Source organism: Desulfofundulus sp. TPOSR, from assembly GCF_011393055.1.
In the GTDB taxonomy this organism is placed as follows: domain Bacteria; phylum Bacillota; class Desulfotomaculia; order Desulfotomaculales; family Desulfovirgulaceae; genus Desulfofundulus; species Desulfofundulus kuznetsovii.
Genome location: NZ_JAAOEF010000003.1, coordinates 955,211 through 972,929 on the forward strand (window position 1 = coordinate 955,211; position 17,719 = coordinate 972,929).

Below are 17,719 nucleotides of genomic sequence, written 5' to 3' on the forward strand. Positions count from 1 at the left end.
GTCCGGTGGCCTTTCCCATAACCCGTCCCCGCCGTTTGCGGGTGAAGGAAAACATCCGCCGCCTGGTGCGGGAAACCTGCCTGACGGTAGACGACCTTATCTACCCGCTTTTTGTCACCCACGGCCGGGAGGTTCAAAGCCCCGTAGAAGCCATGCCCGGGGTGTATAATCTTTCCCCGGATATGCTCCTGGAAGAAGCAGCCCGGGTGGTCGATCTGGGCATACCCGGCATTCTCCTTTTCGGCATTCCCCGGGAAAAAGATGAAACAGCACGGGAAGCTTATGACGATGAGGGGATTGTGCAGCAGGCCGTGCGGGCAATTAAGAAGGAGTTCCCCGAACTGGTGGTCATTACCGACGTCTGTCTCTGTGAATACACCAGCCACGGTCACTGTGGAGTGGTAGAACAGGGACGCATTCTCAACGACCCGACCCTCGAGCTCCTGGCCCGTACGGCCCTTTCCCATGCCCGGGCCGGAGCCGACATGGTAGCTCCTTCCGACATGATGGACGGCCGGGTGGCCGCCATCCGCCGTGCTCTGGACGAAGCCGGTTACCAGGATGTATCCATCATGTCCTATGCAGCCAAGTATGCGTCGGCCTATTATGGCCCCTTCCGGGAAGCGGTGGGCTCGGCACCCCAGTTCGGAGACCGCCGCTCCTACCAGATGGACCCCCCCAATGCCCGGGAGGCTCTGCGGGAGATAGCCCTGGATATTGAAGAAGGGGCCGACATTATCATGGTCAAACCTGCTCTGGCCTACCTGGATATTGTCCGGCAGGCCCGGGATGCTTTTAACTACCCCGTAGCAGTTTATAACGTCAGCGGGGAATATGCCATGGTTAAGGCCGCGGCCCTGCGGGGCTGGATTGACGAACGCCGGGTTGTCCTGGAAACCCTCACCGGAATGAAACGGGCCGGGGCCGACATTATCATCACTTACCACGCCAAGGACGTGGCCCGCTGGTTACGAGAAGGTTAGTTCTTAGAGAGGATGTTAAGCCGTGCTGGTTTCCTGGAATACTACCAACGCCTGTAATTTGACCTGCCGGCACTGCTACCGGGACGCCGGTGCCAGGATGGAGGAAGAATTAAGTACTTCCGAAGCTGCCAGTCTAATTGATGAAATTGCCCGGGCCCGTTTTAAAATTATGATCTTCAGCGGAGGTGAACCCCTTCTACGGCCCGATATATATGAGCTGGTGGGGTATGCGGCCCGGAAAGGCCTGCGCCCGGTTTTTGGTACCAATGGCACTTTAATTACCGGCAGTGTAGCCGAAAAATTAAAGCAGGCCGGGGCGCTGGCCATGGGGATTAGCCTGGACAGCACCGAACCGGAACAGCACGACCGTTTCCGCGGTGTCCCGGGAGCCTGGCAGGCCGCCGTGGAGGGCATGGAAGCCTGCCGGAAAGCCGGCTTGCCCTTTCAAATTCATACCACGGTAGTGGAATGGAACTACGAACAGGTAGAGGCGTTAACCGACCTGGCCGTGCGTATGGGAGCTGTAGCTCACCACGTGTTTTTCCTGGTACCCACCGGGAGGGCCGTAAATATGGAAGAGGAATCCCTCAGGGCCGAACAATACGAGCGCTTACTTCACCGGTTAATGAAAAAACAAAGGGAAGTGCCCATTGAAGTAAAGCCCACCTGTGCCCCCCAGTTTATGCGCATTGCCGCCCAAATGGGCTTAAAACTGCGCTTTCAAAAGGGGTGCCTGGCCGGCACGGGTTACTGCATCATCAGCCCGAAGGGGGACGTCCAGCCCTGTGCCTATTTAAACATGCCCGTGGGCAATGTGCGGGAAACACCCTTTAGCCTTATCTGGCAGAATAACCCGGTATTCAAACGGCTGCGCACCGGCGGGTACGGCGGCGGTTGCGGCAGCTGTAACTACCGGAATATTTGCGGTGGTTGCCGGGCCCGGGCCTACTTCTACCACGGGGATTATATGGCTGAGGACCCCTGGTGCCTGTACCGGAAAGGCAAAAAACCAACGGGGGAATAGTTCATGACTCTGGATAGTCTGGATAAACAACTGTTGAATATAATCCAAAGCCATCTACCCATCGAACCGGAACCCTACAAAAAACTCGCCGAAACCCTGGGCACCACTGAAGAGGACATCCTGGCCCGGCTAAAACGTCTCATTGAAAAGGGGGTTATCCGGCGGCTGGGGGCTATCTTTGACTCCCGCCGGGTAGGTTACAGCGGTACCTTATGTGCTATGAAAGTACCGGCGGAGAGAATTGAGGAAGTGGCGGCCGTGATCAACAGCTTTCCGGGGGTAACCCATAATTATTTGCGGGATCACCCGTACAACATGTGGTTTACGCTGCTGGTGGAATCCCAGGCCAAGCTGGAAAATACCTTGGAGGAAATCAAAAGACGCACCGGCATAGCAGATATGCTCCACCTCCCGGCTTTAAGAATTTTTAAAATCAGGGTGAACTTTGACCTGGGGGAGGATGAGAATGCTTAGTCAGCTGGACAAAGAAATTATCCGCGCCCTGCAGGAAGGTCTTCCCCTGGTCAGCCGTCCCTTTTTGGCCCTGGCGGAAAAACTGGGTATTGGTGAGGAAGAGCTTTTGGCCAAGGTGCGGGATTTTGTCGACCGGGGGGTGATCCGGCGTTTTGGGGCGGCCGTGCGCCATCAGGACCTGGGTTACGTTTCCAACGCCATGGTGGTCTGGCAAGTCCCGGAGGAACGCATGGAAGAAGTGGGCCGGCTGATGGCCTCCTTTGATGAGGTTTCCCACTGTTACCAGCGTCCCGCCCGGCTACCCGACTGGCCGTACAACTTGTTTACCGTGGTCCACGGACAGACGCCCCAGGATTGCCGGGAGATTGCCGCCCGGCTCTCCCGGACCAGCGGGGTTGCCAACTACCGTCTGTTATTTAGTATAGCCGAATTAAAAAAGAGCAGTATGAAATACTTTGTGGAGAAATGAGGGTGGTATCTTGTCTTACGAAAGGTCTAAGGAACTGTTCGCCCAGGCCCGCCGTTACATGCCCGGCGGCGTAAACAGCCCCGTAAGGGCCTTTAAAGCCGTGGGGGGACAACCCCTTTTCATTGCCCGGGGAAAGGGAGCGCTGATTTATGATGTGGACGGCAATGAATACATAGACTACGTGGGCTCCTGGGGACCGCTCATCCTGGGTCACCGGCACCCGGAAGTAACGGCGGCCCTGCAGGAATGCCTGGAAATCGGCACCAGTTTTGGTGCTCCCACCGAACTGGAAATTGAGCTGGCCAGGGCCATTGTAGAAGCGCTACCGGCCGTGGAAATGGTGCGCCTGGTAAACTCGGGCACCGAAGCAACCATGAGCGCCTTGCGGCTGGCCCGGGCGTATACGGGGCGCAATAAAATTGTTAAGTTTGAGGGCTGTTACCATGGCCACGCCGACTTTTTGTTGATTAAAGCCGGTTCCGGGGCCCTTACCCTGGGGGTGCCCAGCAGCCCCGGTGTGCCGGCCAGCACGGCGGCGGACACCATTGCGGCCCCATATAACGACCTGGATACTTTAGAAGCAATCTTCGCCCGGGAAGGCGAGGATATTGCCGCCGTGATTGTGGAACCGGTAGCGGGCAACATGGGCGTAGTACCGCCCAGGGAAGGCTTTCTGGAGGGCCTCAGGGAAATCACCCGCCGTTACGGAGCATTATTGATCTTTGATGAAGTGATCACCGGCTTCAGGCTTTCTTACGGCGGCGCCCAGGCCCTGTACAATATCGATCCCGACCTGACCTGCCTGGGCAAAATCATCGGCGGCGGCCTGCCCGTGGGCGCCTACGGTGGAAAGCGGCACATCATGGAACAGGTGGCGCCGGAAGGCCCGGTTTACCAGGCAGGCACCCTTTCGGGCAACCCCCTGGCCGTAACCGCGGGCCTGGCCACCTTAAAGGTACTAAAACGGCCCGGCACTTACGAAGAACTGGAGCGCAAGTCCGCCCTTCTCGCCCGGGGACTGGCCGAAGCCGCCGGGGAAGCAGGCCTTGTGCTCTCCTTTAACCGGGTTGGTTCCATGCTCTGCACTTTCTTTACCGAAACACCGGTAGTGGATTATGCCACTGCCTGCACGGCCGATACCCGCCGCTTTGCTGCCTTCTTCCAGTCTATGCTGGAACAGGGGATTTACCTGGCCCCGTCCCAATTCGAGGCAGCCTTTGTCAGCCTGGCCCATACGGACGAACAAATCCAGCGGACGGTGGAAGCAGCCCGGAAGGCCTTTGCCGCTGCCAGCAAGATATAAAAATAAAAGTTACAGGGTTGAAGGGAGAGGGCGAATTTATGTTCGCAACCATTCCCCGGGGAGAAACTTCTTTTCGGGGCTTTTCTTTGCTTTCCGGGAAAAAGTCATTTGACAGAGAGGGGTACAAATGATATAAAATACCTAGCATGTGAATTTTATAACTTAAAAAACCGGTCTTCTACCGGGGCCGGGATAAGGCCCCTTATTTGCATAGAATATAAGAGCAAGGAGGCGATTTGATGAAGACCCTGCGCGTCCCAGAAGCCACAGTAACCAGGCTATCGATATATTCCCGGTATCTTGAACGGCTGGACCGTAACGGAGTAACCACTGTCTCCTCCGGGGAAATCGCTGAAGGGGTAGGAGTAAGTCCGGCCCAGGTGCGCAAGGATCTGGCCTACTTTGGCGAATTTGGCACCCGGGGAGTTGGCTATAATGTCAAAGATCTCATGCGCTACACCAAAAAGATTCTGGGGCTGGACCAGGACTGGCCGTTGATTCTGGTAGGTGCCGGTAATCTGGGATATGCACTATGCACGTACAAGGGATTTAACAGCCGGGGTTTTAAAATTGTAGGCGTCTTTGACAACGACCTGACCAAAATAGGCAAGAAAATTGCCGAACTTGAAGTGTTGCCCATGGAAAAAATGCCCGAGGTAATTCAGGAACACAAAGCCCGCATCGGCATTATCGCCGTACCTCCCCGGGCGGCCCAGGATGTGGCCGACTTTATGGTTAAAAACGGCCTGGAGGCAATTTTAAATTTTGCCCCGGTAGCCTTGAACCTGCCGGAAGGGATAGAGATCCGCAATGTGGACCTGTCCGTGAAACTGGAAATACTCACCTTTAATTTGGGCTTCAAGTCCGCCCAACGCCTGTAAAACACCGTGAAAGGCCGTGCACCACGGCCTTTCCTTTAGCCGGTGATAGAAAATGACCTGGTATATCGGTGTCATTGGTGGAGCCGAATGTACAGAGCCGGAACGGGAACTGGCCGAGGAAGTGGGCCGTGAAATCGCCCGGCGAGGGGCTATTTTAATTTGCGGCGGCCGGGGCGGGATTATGGAAGCCGCTTCCCGGGGCGCCCGCCAGGCAGGAGGAATGGTCGTCGGCATTCTCCCGGGCCGCCACCGCGGGGAAGGTAATCCCTATTTAACGGTGGCCCTGCCCACCGGACTGGGAGATGCGCGAAACGCCATTATAGCCTGTGCCGCCGATGCCCTCATTGCCATCGGTGGAGGTTACGGCACTCTTTCGGAAATCGGCCTGGCTCTTAAAATGAACAAGCCGGTAATTGGCCTGGGCACCTGGAAATTGGAACGCCCCGGCCTGTCCGGTGGCATACGCCCAGCTACCAGTGCCCGGGAAGCAGTGGAGCTGGCTCTGCTTTTAATTTCTACTTGAAAGGGGAACCATGATGATCCATACCCTAACCGTTAACACTACAGCCCGCTCCCAGCTTGTGGATATTACTTCTCAAGTAAGGAAAATCGTTCAGGCGGAAAAAATCTCCGAAGGATGCTGCCACCTCTTTGTACCCCATACCACAGCCGGCATTACCATTAACGAGCACGCCGACCCGTCAGTTGCCCATGACATACTGTCCGGGCTTGACAGGCTGGTACCGCGGGAGGGAAACTACCGGCACCTGGAAGGAAACGCCGACGCCCATATCAAGGCCAGCCTCGTGGGCTCATCCCTGACCGTGCTGGTGACCGGCGGCCAGCTGGTCCTGGGTACCTGGCAGGGGATCTTCTTCTGCGAATTCGACGGACCCCGGCAGCGCAAAGTGCTGGTCAAGGTGGTAGCCGATTAGATTTCCTCACATCTAAAAGTTGAAGCGGGACAGGTCCACGCCCCCTGGCTCCTCTTCCGTTTCTTCACCTGCCGCCACCGCACGGGGAAGGGTACCCTGGGCGGCAGGGACACCATCCTCCTCCCGGACTTCCGGCAGCAAATCCCCCAGCCTGGTCATGACTTTTTCCACATCTTCCTGGTATTTCAGCAAGACATTCAGCGCCTCAGCTACCACCCGCAACTCCAGTTGCTTTGCCTCCAGCAGCAGCATGGTGCGGGCAAAGTCCAGGGTTTCGGCTATGCTGGGGCTTTTTTTGAGGGGTAAACGACGCAGATTGTGAACGAAATCAACCACTTGAGCGGCCAGCCGACCATCAATTCCGGGAACCTTTAAAGCAACAATGGCCCGCTCCTGCTCAGCAGTGGGATAGGGGATGTACAGGTGCAAACAGCGCCTTTTTAAGGCATCACTGAACTCCCGGCTGCTGTTGCTGGTAAGCAGGGTGAAGGGGATATGCCTGGCCCGTATGGTACCCAGTTCGGGAATGGAAACCTGAAACTCGGAAAGGGCCTCTAAAAGAAAGCTTTCCAGTTCCTCATCGCTTTTGTCCACTTCATCCACCAAAAGGACCACCGGTTTTTCGGACAAAAAAGCTTTCAAAAGCGGCCGGGCCAGTAAAAATTCCGGTGTATAAATATCCTGGCGCAGTTCTTCCCATACCTGCTTACTTCCAGCGGCAACCTGGATGTAAAGTAGCTGTTTTTGATAATTCCACTCGTAAAGGGCTTTGGCTTCATCCAGACCGGGATAACATTGCAGGCGAACCAGCGGGGTATTCAATGCTCCGGCCAGGGCCTGGGCCAGGGCTGTCTTACCCACGCCCGCCGGTCCCTCCACCAGCAGCGGCTTGCCCAGGTGGGCGGCCAGGAAAAGGGTAGTGGCCACAGTACGGTTACACAGATACTGCTGCCGCAAAAGGCCATCGGCTACAGTTTGCACACTGCGGAACAGGCGGTGCATACATTTTCCTACCTCCGTAGAAACACTGGCAAAATGCACCTTGACGAAACCACAGTCGAACCGACAAAATGAAAGTAAAAAGACGCAGTCTAAAAATCTTTACATAACGGGTGGCAAAACGTGCGTATTGAGATTCTCACCCGCAACATGGACAAAAAGCCCGCCTTGCTGACTTTTCTGGCGGAACAACCGGGCCTGTGCACCCGGGGGAATGAAATCCTTGTGGACGGTCTACAAATGACCGTGGGGCAAAGCTATATTTATATTACCACCCGGCAATGGGAATGGGGAGAGAAAATCGTCCCCCGGCTTTTTTCCATTGTACCCCATACCTACTCTTCCTCTTACTTCGAGCCGGTAACCGATCAAAAAATTCTGGTTACCGCCATAGCCCGCCCGTTACCGGAAATTATGGAAAGGTTAACCCTGCTGGAACATCTCGACCTGGAAGCGGAAGAGCTGGCCGGACAATTCCAGGTGCAGTGGCAATCGCGGGACGTGGCGGTCAGTTGCCCGGTTTCCCTGATGGTCCAGGGAGGGATAGCCACGGCCAAGATTAAATTTACCACCCACTTCCGGGACGCGGAGCACCATTGCCGGCAGCTCTTAAATAAAATTTCCCTCGCGGAAGTGCTGCGGGTATTTACCCCGGAAGTAACCACACCCAGGGAAGAACCCCTGGTAGGGGTGCTAACCATATCAACCCGAAAAGTTGTAACGCCGGAGTGCTGTGCGGAATTTTTAAATCACTTTCAGGGCCAAACCCTTTATTTAGAGGAGCAGGATGCCCTGCGGGCCTTTTTTGATCCTGCCGGCCACCTCACTTTCCGCCAGAGCGCCCAAAAAATAGAAGCGGAGCTTTACCTGGAAAAACCGGAGCTACTGACCGAAAAACTCCACCAGCAGTTGACTGCAATGCTTGGTTTTACCGATTTAACCCTGCATCGGACTATAGATAAAATCAGCCTGGAACCTCATGCCTTAATTAAAAACCTGGGATTTACCAAAGATCACCGGTTTCATCTTTTTACCCGCCCGGGAACCTTCCTGGCCAGTTATAACATCAAAGAAAGGCAAATGAGCCTCGCCGCTTCAGTTAACCTGGCAGAGGAAGGGGCAGTGGATCGGGTAGTCCAGTTGTACAGGGCCATGGAAAGTTTCACTAACCGGGTACTGGAAATGTCCAGGCAATAAGGAGTTCAGCCGGAAACCATGGTTGAGTATTTAATTGTCTTCATACAATTGCTAAGGCAGGCCGGCATCCCCGTCTCCACGGGGGAAATGCTGGATCTTTTGCAGGCCCTATCCCTCCTGGAACCCACCCGGGAAAACCTCCTCCTGGCCATGCAGGCCACCCTAATTAAGGAAACCGGACAGGAGAGGATCCTGGAAAAACTCTTTGACTTATACTGGACAACACTCAAACAAAAGGCTAGAAAGCAGGAACAGCCAACCAATAAAACCGCCATTCCCATTCATCCTCCCCGGCTGTCCCGGGAAGAGTTTAACGCCAGACTGGCACAGATGAAAGAGTGGCTGCGGCAGGCCCTGAAGAGTGAAGATGATTTGCCGGCGGGGGGCGGAGAACCGGGAGGGCAGGGGGGCGGCAAGGGAAACGGCCCGGAACAGGGAAGAGAAAGGCATTTTCAACATGGTAGTGCGGTTCCCCTTGCGGCAGCGGGACAGCGACTGGCCATGATCATTGCAAAAGGCAGCGAAGAAGATTTAAAGGCCCTGGCCCGGGAAGCCGTATTTACCCTGGTTCCACCGGATGAAGTTGCTCCCGGAGAAGATCCCCGGCAAATGCTAAACCAGTTGAAAATACGCCTCGACTGGGCACAGGTAAAGGATTGGCTGGAACGGTCCCCCCTTGGGGAGGCGGAAAAGCTGCGCCAGCAGGAAAATCTCCTGCGGCTGGAACGCCTGCTCAACCGGGAACTCGCACAGCTGCGCTGCAAAAGGCAACCAGAAAAGGAGCTTCCAGCCATCGCACGGGAGGCCAATCTGTCCCAACGTTGCTTTGCCGAGCTGGACCCGGAACAGGTGATACAAGTGAAGAGGCAAGTAGCCCGCCTGGGGCGCCGACTGGCCACCCGCGAGGGTTACCGGCGCGTTCCGGCGACCCGCGGGGCGGTAGACATAAGCCGTACCGTACGCCTGGCAGCCACCACCGGGGGAGTGCCCATAATCCTCTGTCACCAGGGCCGCCAGGCAACACGACCGGATTTAGTTGTGCTCTGCGATCTTTCCGGTTCAGTGGCTCCTTACAGCCAGTTCATGCTGCTCCTGGTCCACACTATGCAAAATAAATTCCGCATGGTGCGTTCATATGCTTTTGTTGACGCCATAGCCGAGGTCACCGTCCAATTAAGAGAACTGGACCTTGAGAGGACAGTGCGGAACATCCAGCGGCAAACCGGTATCTGGCGGACAGGTTTTTCCGACTACGGCGCGGTTTGGCGCCAGTTTTTTCATGAACACCTGCATGTACTTCACCGGAAGGTTACCCTGATCATCCTGGGAGATGCCCGGAACAATTATAAGCCATCCGGGGAAGAGTATTTCCGGGAGATTTGTCGCCGGGTCCGGCAGGTGATCTGGTTAAACCCGGCCCCCCGGGAATGCTGGAACCAGGAAGACAGCATTATGCATCTTTACACACCCTACTGCCGGCACGTTTTTGAATGCCGCAACCTTTCCCAGTTAACCAGAATCGCACGCCAGATCTTTTAACTTTAAAAAGCTTGACAGCTGCCAGTGCTTCTCGTATATTAGTAATTGCTGAAGGGGTCAAGAGATGAACAACGTGAACAAAAAATGTTGCCTTTCTAGATGAATGAAAATTACCCCCTTGTCAAGTATCCCGTAATATGTTACAATAATACTTGTCAACAAAACGTGCGGCAGTGGCGGAATTGGCAGACGCGCAAGATTCAGGTTCTTGTGGGCGTACGCCCGTGGGGGTTCAAGTCCCTTCTGCCGCACCAAACCCAGTAAAATCAAGGCTTTCAGGGTTTCCGACCTGGAAGTCTTTTGTTTTTCTCCACACAATATCCCGTGGGTTCTCAGGAAACTTGGGTTACAGTCGGGTACTCGTAAAAGGGCACCCGGTTTTTTATTGGTGGACGAAAACGGAGCGGCCCGCCCCCTTCTCCGGGGCAGGCCGCCGAAATTCTAACAGGGTTGTGCCGGAATGACGACTTACTGCGCGTCAGAGGCAGGCGGGCCAAAGTGCCTGAAACCTCTGTCCTGCGGCGCATTTTGCAGCCGCTGGATCAATTTATCGGCTTCATCCTGTGAAATTTTGCCTTCCTTCACCGCCTGTTGAATAGCCTGAATTTTGGCTTCCCGCATTTTCTCGCGCAACTGGTCCATGGTTATGCCTTGTTCCTTGGCGATGTCGTCGATTTTCTTCCCTTCTTCCAATTGGGCTTTTAATTCGTCCTGACTCATCCCCAGAGCCTGGGCCAGCAGCGCTATGTCTGGGCCTCTACCGCCTCGGTGGCCAAAGAAACGTCCAAAAGCCCACGGGTCGTTTTGCAGCCTTTCTTTGATCTTCGCCGCCTGGTCGGAAGTCATCTTTCCCTGCTGGACGGCCTCGTCAATCATTTGCAACTCGGTTTGCTTGATGGCTTCTTTCAGTGTATCCTGGCCCACACCCAGGTTGGCCGCCAATTTTTCCAGGAAGGCCTGGAACGGTGCGGGTACCCCGGACTGATTCTGTGTGGTTTGTGCCAGGGCGACGCCCGAAAGAAGCGCAACCGCAGCAAAGGCAACAGCGATAATCACGGCAACTTTTCTTTTCACCGTGAACTCCCTCCTCTGGTATTTCGTACTTCTTCTGCCCGGTTAGAAGCGAAGACGCTTTCTACCTCCGGGTTTGGCCGGAAGTGGTTTTGGCCGGAATCCTCTGTAACCACCTCCTCGAAAGAATTTTTTCGGCGGCAGGCATCTTCGATACTTATTTAAGCAGGCATTTGTTGCGGGTCAATTAAGAGTTTGTTAAAGATTTGTTGTGGAGTTTTGCAAAAAAATGAAAAGGTTTGTGAAACTGTAAAAAGAAAGGGGGGTTCGCACGTGCACGCACTCATTCCCCATCGCCCGGGCCTGCCCGGATGGCTGTCCGAGATGTTGAAGCGCCAGGGGCCGAACAGGCTGGCCGTGCAGGTGCTGGCCTGGCACGAGATGCTGTATTATCACGCCATCGCCACGGCGGTATACGCCGAAGCGGTGGGCCGGGTGCTGGACCTGCAAGAAAAGGAGCTGGAATGGCTCACCCAGGCGGTATTCTTCCATGACTGCGGGAAAATCACGTGCCCCTCGGCACTAGTGGAAAGAAAGGGCTGGACGGTGAGGACCGCAAACTCGCCAGCGTATACCCTATAGCGGGAGCGTACTACTTGCGTCAATACTGTCCCGATGTGCCGGAGCTGGTGTAACGCATAGTGAAAGAACACCACGAAAGGCCGGACAGTTCCGCTACCCGAACGGTTTAAGAAACGGGGAAATACACCCTCTGTCGCTAATAGTTGCGGGCGGTGGAAGTCTTCACGGCACTCCCGGAGCGCCGGCCCTGCAGGGACAGGAGCCTCACGAAAGCCGAAGCTCTGACGGAGCTGGAGAGGCAAGGGTTTCCGGAGGAAGTGGTTCGGGTATTGGCTGGCGTTGACAGGTTTTTTCTTGACGCATTTCCCTGGAAGTTGTTATTTTGAGGGATAGGATGTGGGTGTATAATAAAAATGGCGATGTAGATGTTGTTAATGCGGACCATTTGCCTGAGTATCTTAAAAGATGAAAAGCATGGGCTCAAAGATGGTGAAGTCCCTACCCTGAGTTCAGCAGAGAGGGGGCGTTGAGATGAGCAGGTTTAAAGTCCTTTTCCATGTTAACGAATCTGACAAATGGCAAAGGGCACTCGTGAGCATCACCAATTTTTTAAACGATGTTGGACAAGGAAATGCTGACATCGAAGTAGTGGCCAACAGTGAGGCGGTTTCTGTTTTCAGGAACAGATGCCTGCTGACCGGGGGTGGCGGTCAGTGCTGCGGAACAGCTAGCGGATCGCTGATGGACCAGATGAAGAAGTTGTCGGAGATGGGAGTAAGCTTTGTAGCGTGTCGGAACGCTCTCAAAGCTCAGTATGTCGACGAAGAGAGCCTCCCTAACTTTGTGGCAGTTGTAGCGTCCGGCATAACAGAAATTGCCAGAAAACAAACTGAAGGGTATGCTTACATCAAGCCCTGACTATGTGCCTGCGAGAAGGGGAAGGGAGAAACTTCCCCTTCAATAATAACTTGAACAACATACGGCAACTTCACTAAGCACTGGAAATTTTTGTTTAGTAATAAATGCCCGGAAGCAGGATTTATCTTCTTTGAAAAGAATAAAAACAATGCAAACACCATTTTCCGGGACATCAGACAAAATCGACAAGATAGTGTATTTTAAGGATTTTAAGGAGGAAAGTCTCTATGGAGCGATTTCGCAAATATATGGATAAAGAAATTAACCCGGAAAATTTAAAAGACACAGAGAGGATAAACTGTCTTGGAATTAGTTGCACCTATTTGCCAGATCCACCGGAAGATTTTGATGAGTTTGAATTCAGTATGGATTTTAATGAACAGGAAAATATTGTGATTACGGTAGCTATAGAATCAGGAAAGATTAAAAGGGTCATGTTCAGTGTGGCTGATAAAGAAAATCCGTATGAAATCAGAAGTCTAACTCCCTCCCAGATAGAAGAACTCCTCTTAAACAAAGGTGATCAACTGGTCCAGTTTTTTGAATTTATCACTATTTGACCACCTGCCACGGTAAACACAACTTGGGCGTATACATAATCCTAACCACCCCAAATTAGTAGGGAGGGCTACTGGATGCCTGTTAGAGTGGAAGTTTTAGGCAATGTTCCGTCTAACGAAGGAGGGCGCCCTGGCTGATTACCGGAAGGATGCGCGTTTGGTGAACGCGATCTATCCTTTCAATACCGGTTTTTAGAGGGCGTGCTGGAGCGACTGTATGGTAGCGGCGTGGTGTTGACCTACCGGTTTGACGGCAATTTGGCTCCTGAGGAATCGCCGGTAGTCCTGGTTGATGGAATAGTAGCAGTCAAGGGCCGTTTAGCGCCCCTTCCAGTGGTGAACTACCTGGACAGGTTGGGTGTACCACGAATCGCTCCTGTTAGTGAATAATGCAGAAGCTTTTTCTAATAACTATTGTTAATTTATAAAAGTTAGAAGGTGCTGATAATTTTAATTTTTTTATTTTTGGGCAGGAATTGTAGCTATAATGCTGAATTAATGTAATTATCAAGAATAATTATACTAATCCCCGGGAGTCTCACAGAACAGGCTCCAGGTCATCTAGCAAGGAAATTGCTAGTAACCCCAGGAGAAGCGGGAGAGGAAAGATGCAATTCCCAGCAATGATGCTGCTCGGAAAGGGTGGGAGGGAAGGGGAAGGTCCAGGAAGCAGTAAAGGTGGGATAAATAAAGAAATTGTTTTAAAGGAGTAAGATGCAAAATGGCTATGGATCTATCAAGTAAAATAAGCCGGGATTTGATTGAGCGTATCAAAGAAATAAGCGGGCAAAATGCCAATCTTTGCATGCAATGCGGAACCTGCAGCGCAAGTTGTACGGGTAGAGAGGTTATGGACTTTCCACCGCGCCAGGTCATGCGCATGATTCAACTGGGAAACACAAAGGCATTAAATTTAAAATCCATCTGGGTGTGCAGCACTTGTTTAATTTGTACCGCCCGCTGTCCCCGGGGCATAGACATTGCCCGGTTGATGGAAGCCCTGCGGGTAATTAACCTGCGCCAGGGCAGGGAAGTACTGGTTGCCGAAAAAATCCCGTTAGAATTGCTCACGGAAGTTCCACAGATGGCCTTAACCAGTGGTTTTCGCAAGCTAAGCGCGTAAAAGGGGGGACAAGGATGAGGATCCCATACTTTCCAGGATGCACCTTGCACAGCAAAGCAAAGGGTCTGGATGATTCTACCCGGGGCTCCCTGGCCGCTTTAGGCATCGAATTAACTGAACTGTCCCAATGGACCTGCTGCGGCACGGTATTTCCCCTGGCCCAGGACAATTACATCGGCATGGTCGCGGCAGCACGCATTTTAGCCAATGCGGCCAAAGAAGAGGGGGGCAAGCTCGTTACGGTTTGCTCCTTCTGCTATCACGTACTAAAAAGGGTCAATTATGTCATAAAAAACAACCTTGAAGCCAGAAAAAAACTAAATGATTATTTAGAAGAAAATTATGCCGGGGAAATTGAACCCGTCCACCCGCTGCAAATCTGTAAGGAAAATGTTGGGCTTGATGTAATCAGGGACAAGGCAACAAGAAACCTGAAAGGGCTTAAAGTTGCCTGTTATTATGGTTGCATGCTTGTCCGGCCGGCTTCGGAAATGAATTTCGACGATCCGGAAAACCCTACCATTATGGAAGAGCTAGTTAGTGCCATAGGCGCGGAGGTGGTAGAATATTCCTATAAAACAACCTGCTGTGGTTCGTATCAAATACTGTATGATAACGATTTGGTAATGCAAAAGGTGAAGGAAATACTGAACTCTGCCACTGCCAAGGGAGCGGAAGCAATCATCACCAGTTGCCCCCTTTGCCAGTTTAACCTGGACTGGTCGCAGGAAAAAATCTTCCAGAAGAACGCCGGTTTTCAAAAAATCCCCGTTTTGTATTTTACCCAGCTTTTAGGTTTAGCTCTGGAACTCCCCCAGGAAAGCCTTGGGCTGGATCAACACTATGTAGATCCCAGACCTTTACTGGTGGGAGCGTAGATCTGCCTTGAAGGAGGAAAGAATTATGGCCGAAGAAAGAGAAATGGTAAACATATACATTATGGGTAAACATTATAAGGTGCCCTATGGCCTGACGATTATGAAAGCCATGGAATACGCGGGCTACCGTTTTATCCGGGGCTGCGGCTGCCGGGGGGGTTTTTGCGGTGCCTGTGGTACGGTTTACCGCAAACCGGGAGACTTCAGGCTAAAAGTGGGCCTGGCCTGTCAAACCATGGTGGAAGACAACATGTATTTAACCCAGATCCCCTTTTACCCGGCCAATAAAGCCACCTATAACCTGGAAGAACTCACTCCCACCCTGGCCACATTGCTGCGGTACTATCCTGAAACAACCCGCTGCCTTGGTTGCAACCAGTGTACCAAGATCTGTCCCCAGGAATTAAAGGTAATGGACTATATAGCCGCGGCCCAGCGGGGAGATATTGAAAAAGTGGCCCATTTATCCTTCGATTGTATTATGTGCGGTCTCTGTGCTTCCCGCTGTCCCGCTGAAATCGTTCAATATAATGTGGCCATTCTGGCTCGCCGGCTCTATGGCCGCCATATTGCCCCACCGGCCCAACACCTGGCCAAACGGGTAGAAGAAATCAAGGCCGGGAAGTTTGATGAGGAACTGGACAGGCTGATGAAGATGGATAAAGAGGAACTACAAAAGCTATACAACGCCCGGGATATTGAACCTTAAGGAAGGTGAATAATATGTATACTCAGGAAATGCTGGAAGCTATTAAACTCGTGGAACAAACCAGGGAACGGCGTTTAAAGGAAACTTTCCCCCGTCTGAAGCCGGAAGAGAAAGAAAATCTTTTGCGCTCCTACCATCCGGACTATATGCCTGAAGCCACCAGGCCGGTAAAGGTAGGCCCCAATAAAGGCGAAAAATTTACCCACGAACATGCCGACCTGCTGGAAAGCCGCAGTATGCTTGATCCCGATACTTTTTCCCTGGACAATATAGATTTCGACGTGGATGTCCTGGTTATTGGCGGTGGCGGCGCCGGTACATCGGCAGCACTTTTAGCCCACGAAGCGGGAGCCAGTGTACTGATCGCTACCAAGTTACGCCACGGCGACGCCAACACCATGATGGCTGAAGGAGGCATCCAGGCAGCAGACAAAGAAAACGACTCCCCGGCCATCCACTACCTGGACGTGATGGGCGGCGGAGGTTATTATAATATCCCCGAACTGGTCGCCGCTTTAGTAAAAGACGCACCCCTGTGCATCCAGTGGTTGGAAAGCCTGGGCTGCATGTTCAGCAAATTCCCCGACGGCACCATGCATACCATTCATGGCGGGGGCACCTCCCGCAAACGCATGCATTTTGCCCATGACTATTCAGGCGCGGAGATTATGCGCACCCTGCGGGATGAAGCCCGCAACCGGGGTATTCCCGTTATTGAATTTTCCCCGGCCGTGGAGCTAATTATTGATGAATACGGGCAGTGTGCCGGAGCTGTACTGTACAATCTAGAAACCGAACAGTACCTGGTGGTAAGGGCAAAAACAGTGATTATTGCCACCGGCGGTTCCGGCCGCCTGCACATCGGCGGCTTCCCCACCACCAACCACTACGGCGCCACGGCGGACGGCATTGTCATGGCTTACCGGGCAGGGGCAAAGTTAATTTATCTGGACGCCACTCAATTCCATCCGACCGGCGTGGCCTTTCCCGAACAAATCGTCGGGCAACTGGTAACCGAAAAGGTGCGGGGTCTCGGCGCCCAGCTGGTTAATGCTGAAGGTGAGCAATTTGTCTACCCGCTGGAAACCAGGGATGCGGTTTCATCGGCCATCATCCGGGAATGCAAGGAACGAAAGAAAGGGATAACCACGCCCAGCGGGATGCAAGGCGTGTGGCTTGATTCCCCCATGATCGATATTATTCACGGCAAGGGCACGGTGGAAAGAGAGTTGCCGGCCATGTTTCGCCAGTATAAACGTTTCAATATAAATATGGCCGAACAACCCATCCTGGTTTACCCAACTCTTCACTACCAAAATGGCGGCATTTTGATTAACGACCGGGCCGAAACAAGCATCCCCAATCTTTACGTGGCCGGCGAAGCATCCGGGGGAGTGCACGGGCGCAACCGGCTTATGGGCAACTCCCTGCTGGATATCATCGTGTTTGGCCGCCGGGCCGGCATGAATGCCGCCGAAAGGGCAAAAAGCGTAAAATTAGGCAGGCTTACCCTGGATCACGTCAAACGCTACCATGAGGAACTGCGGAAAGAAGGTCTTGGCCAGAAGGTCGCCCCGATTTTACTCCCTGACTACCGGGGTAAAATCAGTGGTTAGCAATTACTTTGAAATGGGTAAAGGCTTTTGGGATAATGCCCGAAAGCCTTTTATTTTTTAACGAAGATGCACTAGCAAAATAGCGGCAGGCGACCATACCGCTTAGTCCCGGGATTTTAGCCCCGGGTCAAGCGCACATCAGGCATTTTGAGGCATCAGCCAGTCCATTTCAGCTACGCCAGGTTTTTAGCTGGCCTTTGCCTGCCGTTTGTAAAGTCTATCGCCCGTCCAAGCGATAAGACTTTATCCGCTATTTTTTCGCAAATCCGACTAAGACTGGGGTGGGTCCAGTTCTTGCTGTACCTGCTGAAGCAGGTCGCCCACCCGGGCGTTTAATTGTTGCAGCTGGCTAAATTGCTGGGACAGGTGAGGCTGGGATGCGGCCAACTGGCTGAGCATTACCCCCATCTCATAGGCGGCTTTCTGCGCTTCCCGCACATGAAAGGACATCTGCTGCCTTTGGATGCCGGGATTGGGGCGGTTGTCCAAAAAATCCAACCAGCTCACGGGCTTAAAAC

The 17,719-nt window shown here is 53.1% G+C and carries 21 protein-coding genes and 1 tRNA gene; 19 read left to right on the plus strand and 3 right to left on the minus strand.

Going from position 1 to position 17,719, the window contains the following annotated elements; all coding sequences use genetic code 11:
• Positions 1-5 precede the first annotated feature (5 nt).
• The 8 genes from hemB (at position 6) to G7K71_RS15735 (ending at position 6,069) form a co-directional block, all read left to right on the plus strand.
• Positions 6-983 carry a porphobilinogen synthase gene (hemB, locus tag G7K71_RS15700; RefSeq protein WP_313885004.1) on the plus strand — a complete coding sequence of 326 codons (978 nt, stop codon included), beginning with the start codon at positions 6-8 and terminating at the stop codon, positions 981-983.
• 22 nt (positions 984-1,005) lie between these two features.
• On the plus strand, positions 1,006-2,007 hold the full coding sequence (nirJ2, locus tag G7K71_RS15705) for a putative heme d1 biosynthesis radical SAM protein NirJ2 (RefSeq protein ID WP_013822613.1): 1,002 nt from the start codon (positions 1,006-1,008) through the stop codon (positions 2,005-2,007).
• Positions 2,008-2,010: 3 nt separating this feature from the next.
• Positions 2,011-2,481 carry an AsnC family transcriptional regulator gene (locus G7K71_RS15710; protein ID WP_166348259.1) on the plus strand — a complete coding sequence of 157 codons (471 nt, stop codon included), beginning with the start codon at positions 2,011-2,013 and terminating at the stop codon, positions 2,479-2,481.
• Complete coding sequence (locus G7K71_RS15715; RefSeq protein WP_121451504.1) at positions 2,474-2,950, plus strand: Lrp/AsnC family transcriptional regulator; 477 nt, start codon at positions 2,474-2,476, stop codon at positions 2,948-2,950. The genes G7K71_RS15710 and G7K71_RS15715 overlap by 8 nt, the downstream gene beginning before the upstream one ends.
• A 10-nt stretch (positions 2,951-2,960) precedes the next feature.
• Positions 2,961-4,253 (plus strand): glutamate-1-semialdehyde 2,1-aminomutase, encoded by a 1,293-nt coding sequence (hemL, locus tag G7K71_RS15720; protein WP_166348262.1) that lies wholly within the window; start codon positions 2,961-2,963, stop codon positions 4,251-4,253.
• A 239-nt stretch (positions 4,254-4,492) separates the two neighbouring features.
• Positions 4,493-5,134, plus strand: a complete 642-nt coding sequence (locus G7K71_RS15725; RefSeq protein WP_013822609.1) for a redox-sensing transcriptional repressor Rex — start codon at positions 4,493-4,495, stop codon at positions 5,132-5,134.
• 52 nt (positions 5,135-5,186) lie between these two features.
• A complete protein-coding gene (locus G7K71_RS15730) occupies positions 5,187-5,657 on the plus strand; it encodes a TIGR00725 family protein (RefSeq protein ID WP_166348265.1) in 471 nt (156 codons plus the stop codon).
• A 10-nt stretch (positions 5,658-5,667) separates the two neighbouring features.
• The gene (locus G7K71_RS15735) at positions 5,668-6,069 is read left to right on the plus strand and encodes a secondary thiamine-phosphate synthase enzyme YjbQ (RefSeq protein ID WP_243174934.1); all 402 of its coding nucleotides are present in this window, start codon (positions 5,668-5,670) and stop codon (positions 6,067-6,069) included.
• A 12-nt stretch (positions 6,070-6,081) separates the two neighbouring features.
• Here the strand turns inward: G7K71_RS15735 and G7K71_RS15740 are convergent, their stop codons facing one another.
• On the minus strand, positions 6,082-7,071 hold the full coding sequence (locus G7K71_RS15740; protein WP_166348268.1) for a MoxR family ATPase: 990 nt from the start codon (positions 7,069-7,071) through the stop codon (positions 6,082-6,084).
• Between the two features lie 120 nt (positions 7,072-7,191).
• Between G7K71_RS15740 and G7K71_RS15745 the strand changes: the two genes are divergently transcribed.
• The 3 genes from G7K71_RS15745 to G7K71_RS15755 all read left to right on the plus strand — a co-directional run bounded on the left by G7K71_RS15745 (position 7,192) and on the right by G7K71_RS15755 (position 10,058).
• Entirely contained in the window at positions 7,192-8,265 is a 1,074-nt protein-coding gene (locus G7K71_RS15745) for a hypothetical protein (protein WP_166348271.1), read from the plus strand.
• A gap of 18 nt (positions 8,266-8,283) precedes the next feature.
• Positions 8,284-9,804 carry a VWA domain-containing protein gene (locus G7K71_RS15750; RefSeq protein ID WP_166348274.1) on the plus strand — a complete coding sequence of 507 codons (1,521 nt, stop codon included), beginning with the start codon at positions 8,284-8,286 and terminating at the stop codon, positions 9,802-9,804.
• A 167-nt stretch (positions 9,805-9,971) separates the two neighbouring features.
• A tRNA-Leu gene (locus G7K71_RS15755) sits at positions 9,972-10,058 on the plus strand.
• A gap of 214 nt (positions 10,059-10,272) precedes the next feature.
• On the opposite strand, the gene G7K71_RS15760 is transcribed toward G7K71_RS15755, so the two are convergent.
• Positions 10,273-10,878, minus strand: a complete 606-nt coding sequence (locus tag G7K71_RS15760; RefSeq protein WP_166348277.1) for a zinc ribbon-containing protein — start codon at positions 10,876-10,878, stop codon at positions 10,273-10,275.
• A gap of 270 nt (positions 10,879-11,148) precedes the next feature.
• Between G7K71_RS15760 and G7K71_RS19565 the strand changes: the two genes are divergently transcribed.
• The 8 genes from G7K71_RS19565 (at position 11,149) to G7K71_RS15800 (ending at position 17,201) form a co-directional block, all read left to right on the plus strand.
• Positions 11,149-11,457, plus strand: a complete 309-nt coding sequence (locus G7K71_RS19565) for an HD domain-containing protein (protein WP_243174936.1) — start codon at positions 11,149-11,151, stop codon at positions 11,455-11,457.
• A gap of 471 nt (positions 11,458-11,928) precedes the next feature.
• Positions 11,929-12,315, plus strand: coding sequence for a DsrE family protein (locus G7K71_RS15770; RefSeq protein WP_166348281.1), 387 nt, complete (start codon positions 11,929-11,931; stop codon positions 12,313-12,315).
• A gap of 227 nt (positions 12,316-12,542) precedes the next feature.
• Positions 12,543-12,875: a hypothetical protein gene (locus G7K71_RS15775; RefSeq protein WP_166348284.1), complete on the plus strand. Its 333-nt coding sequence runs from the start codon at positions 12,543-12,545 to the stop codon at positions 12,873-12,875.
• A 201-nt stretch (positions 12,876-13,076) separates the two neighbouring features.
• On the plus strand, positions 13,077-13,265 hold the full coding sequence (locus G7K71_RS15780) for a hypothetical protein (protein ID WP_166348287.1): 189 nt from the start codon (positions 13,077-13,079) through the stop codon (positions 13,263-13,265).
• A gap of 331 nt (positions 13,266-13,596) precedes the next feature.
• Positions 13,597-13,998, plus strand: coding sequence for a 4Fe-4S dicluster domain-containing protein (locus G7K71_RS15785; protein ID WP_013822599.1), 402 nt, complete (start codon positions 13,597-13,599; stop codon positions 13,996-13,998).
• Positions 13,999-14,012: 14 nt separating this feature from the next.
• The gene (locus G7K71_RS15790) at positions 14,013-14,876 is read left to right on the plus strand and encodes a CoB--CoM heterodisulfide reductase iron-sulfur subunit B family protein (RefSeq protein WP_166348290.1); all 864 of its coding nucleotides are present in this window, start codon (positions 14,013-14,015) and stop codon (positions 14,874-14,876) included.
• Between the two features lie 25 nt (positions 14,877-14,901).
• Positions 14,902-15,585 carry a 4Fe-4S dicluster domain-containing protein gene (locus tag G7K71_RS15795; RefSeq protein WP_166348293.1) on the plus strand — a complete coding sequence of 228 codons (684 nt, stop codon included), beginning with the start codon at positions 14,902-14,904 and terminating at the stop codon, positions 15,583-15,585.
• A 14-nt stretch (positions 15,586-15,599) separates the two neighbouring features.
• The gene (locus G7K71_RS15800) at positions 15,600-17,201 is read left to right on the plus strand and encodes an FAD-binding protein (protein WP_166348295.1); all 1,602 of its coding nucleotides are present in this window, start codon (positions 15,600-15,602) and stop codon (positions 17,199-17,201) included.
• A 270-nt stretch (positions 17,202-17,471) separates the two neighbouring features.
• Here the strand turns inward: G7K71_RS15800 and G7K71_RS15805 are convergent.
• The coding region (locus tag G7K71_RS15805) for a hypothetical protein (RefSeq protein ID WP_207712932.1) at positions 17,472-17,719 on the minus strand (248 nt) is incomplete at its 5' end.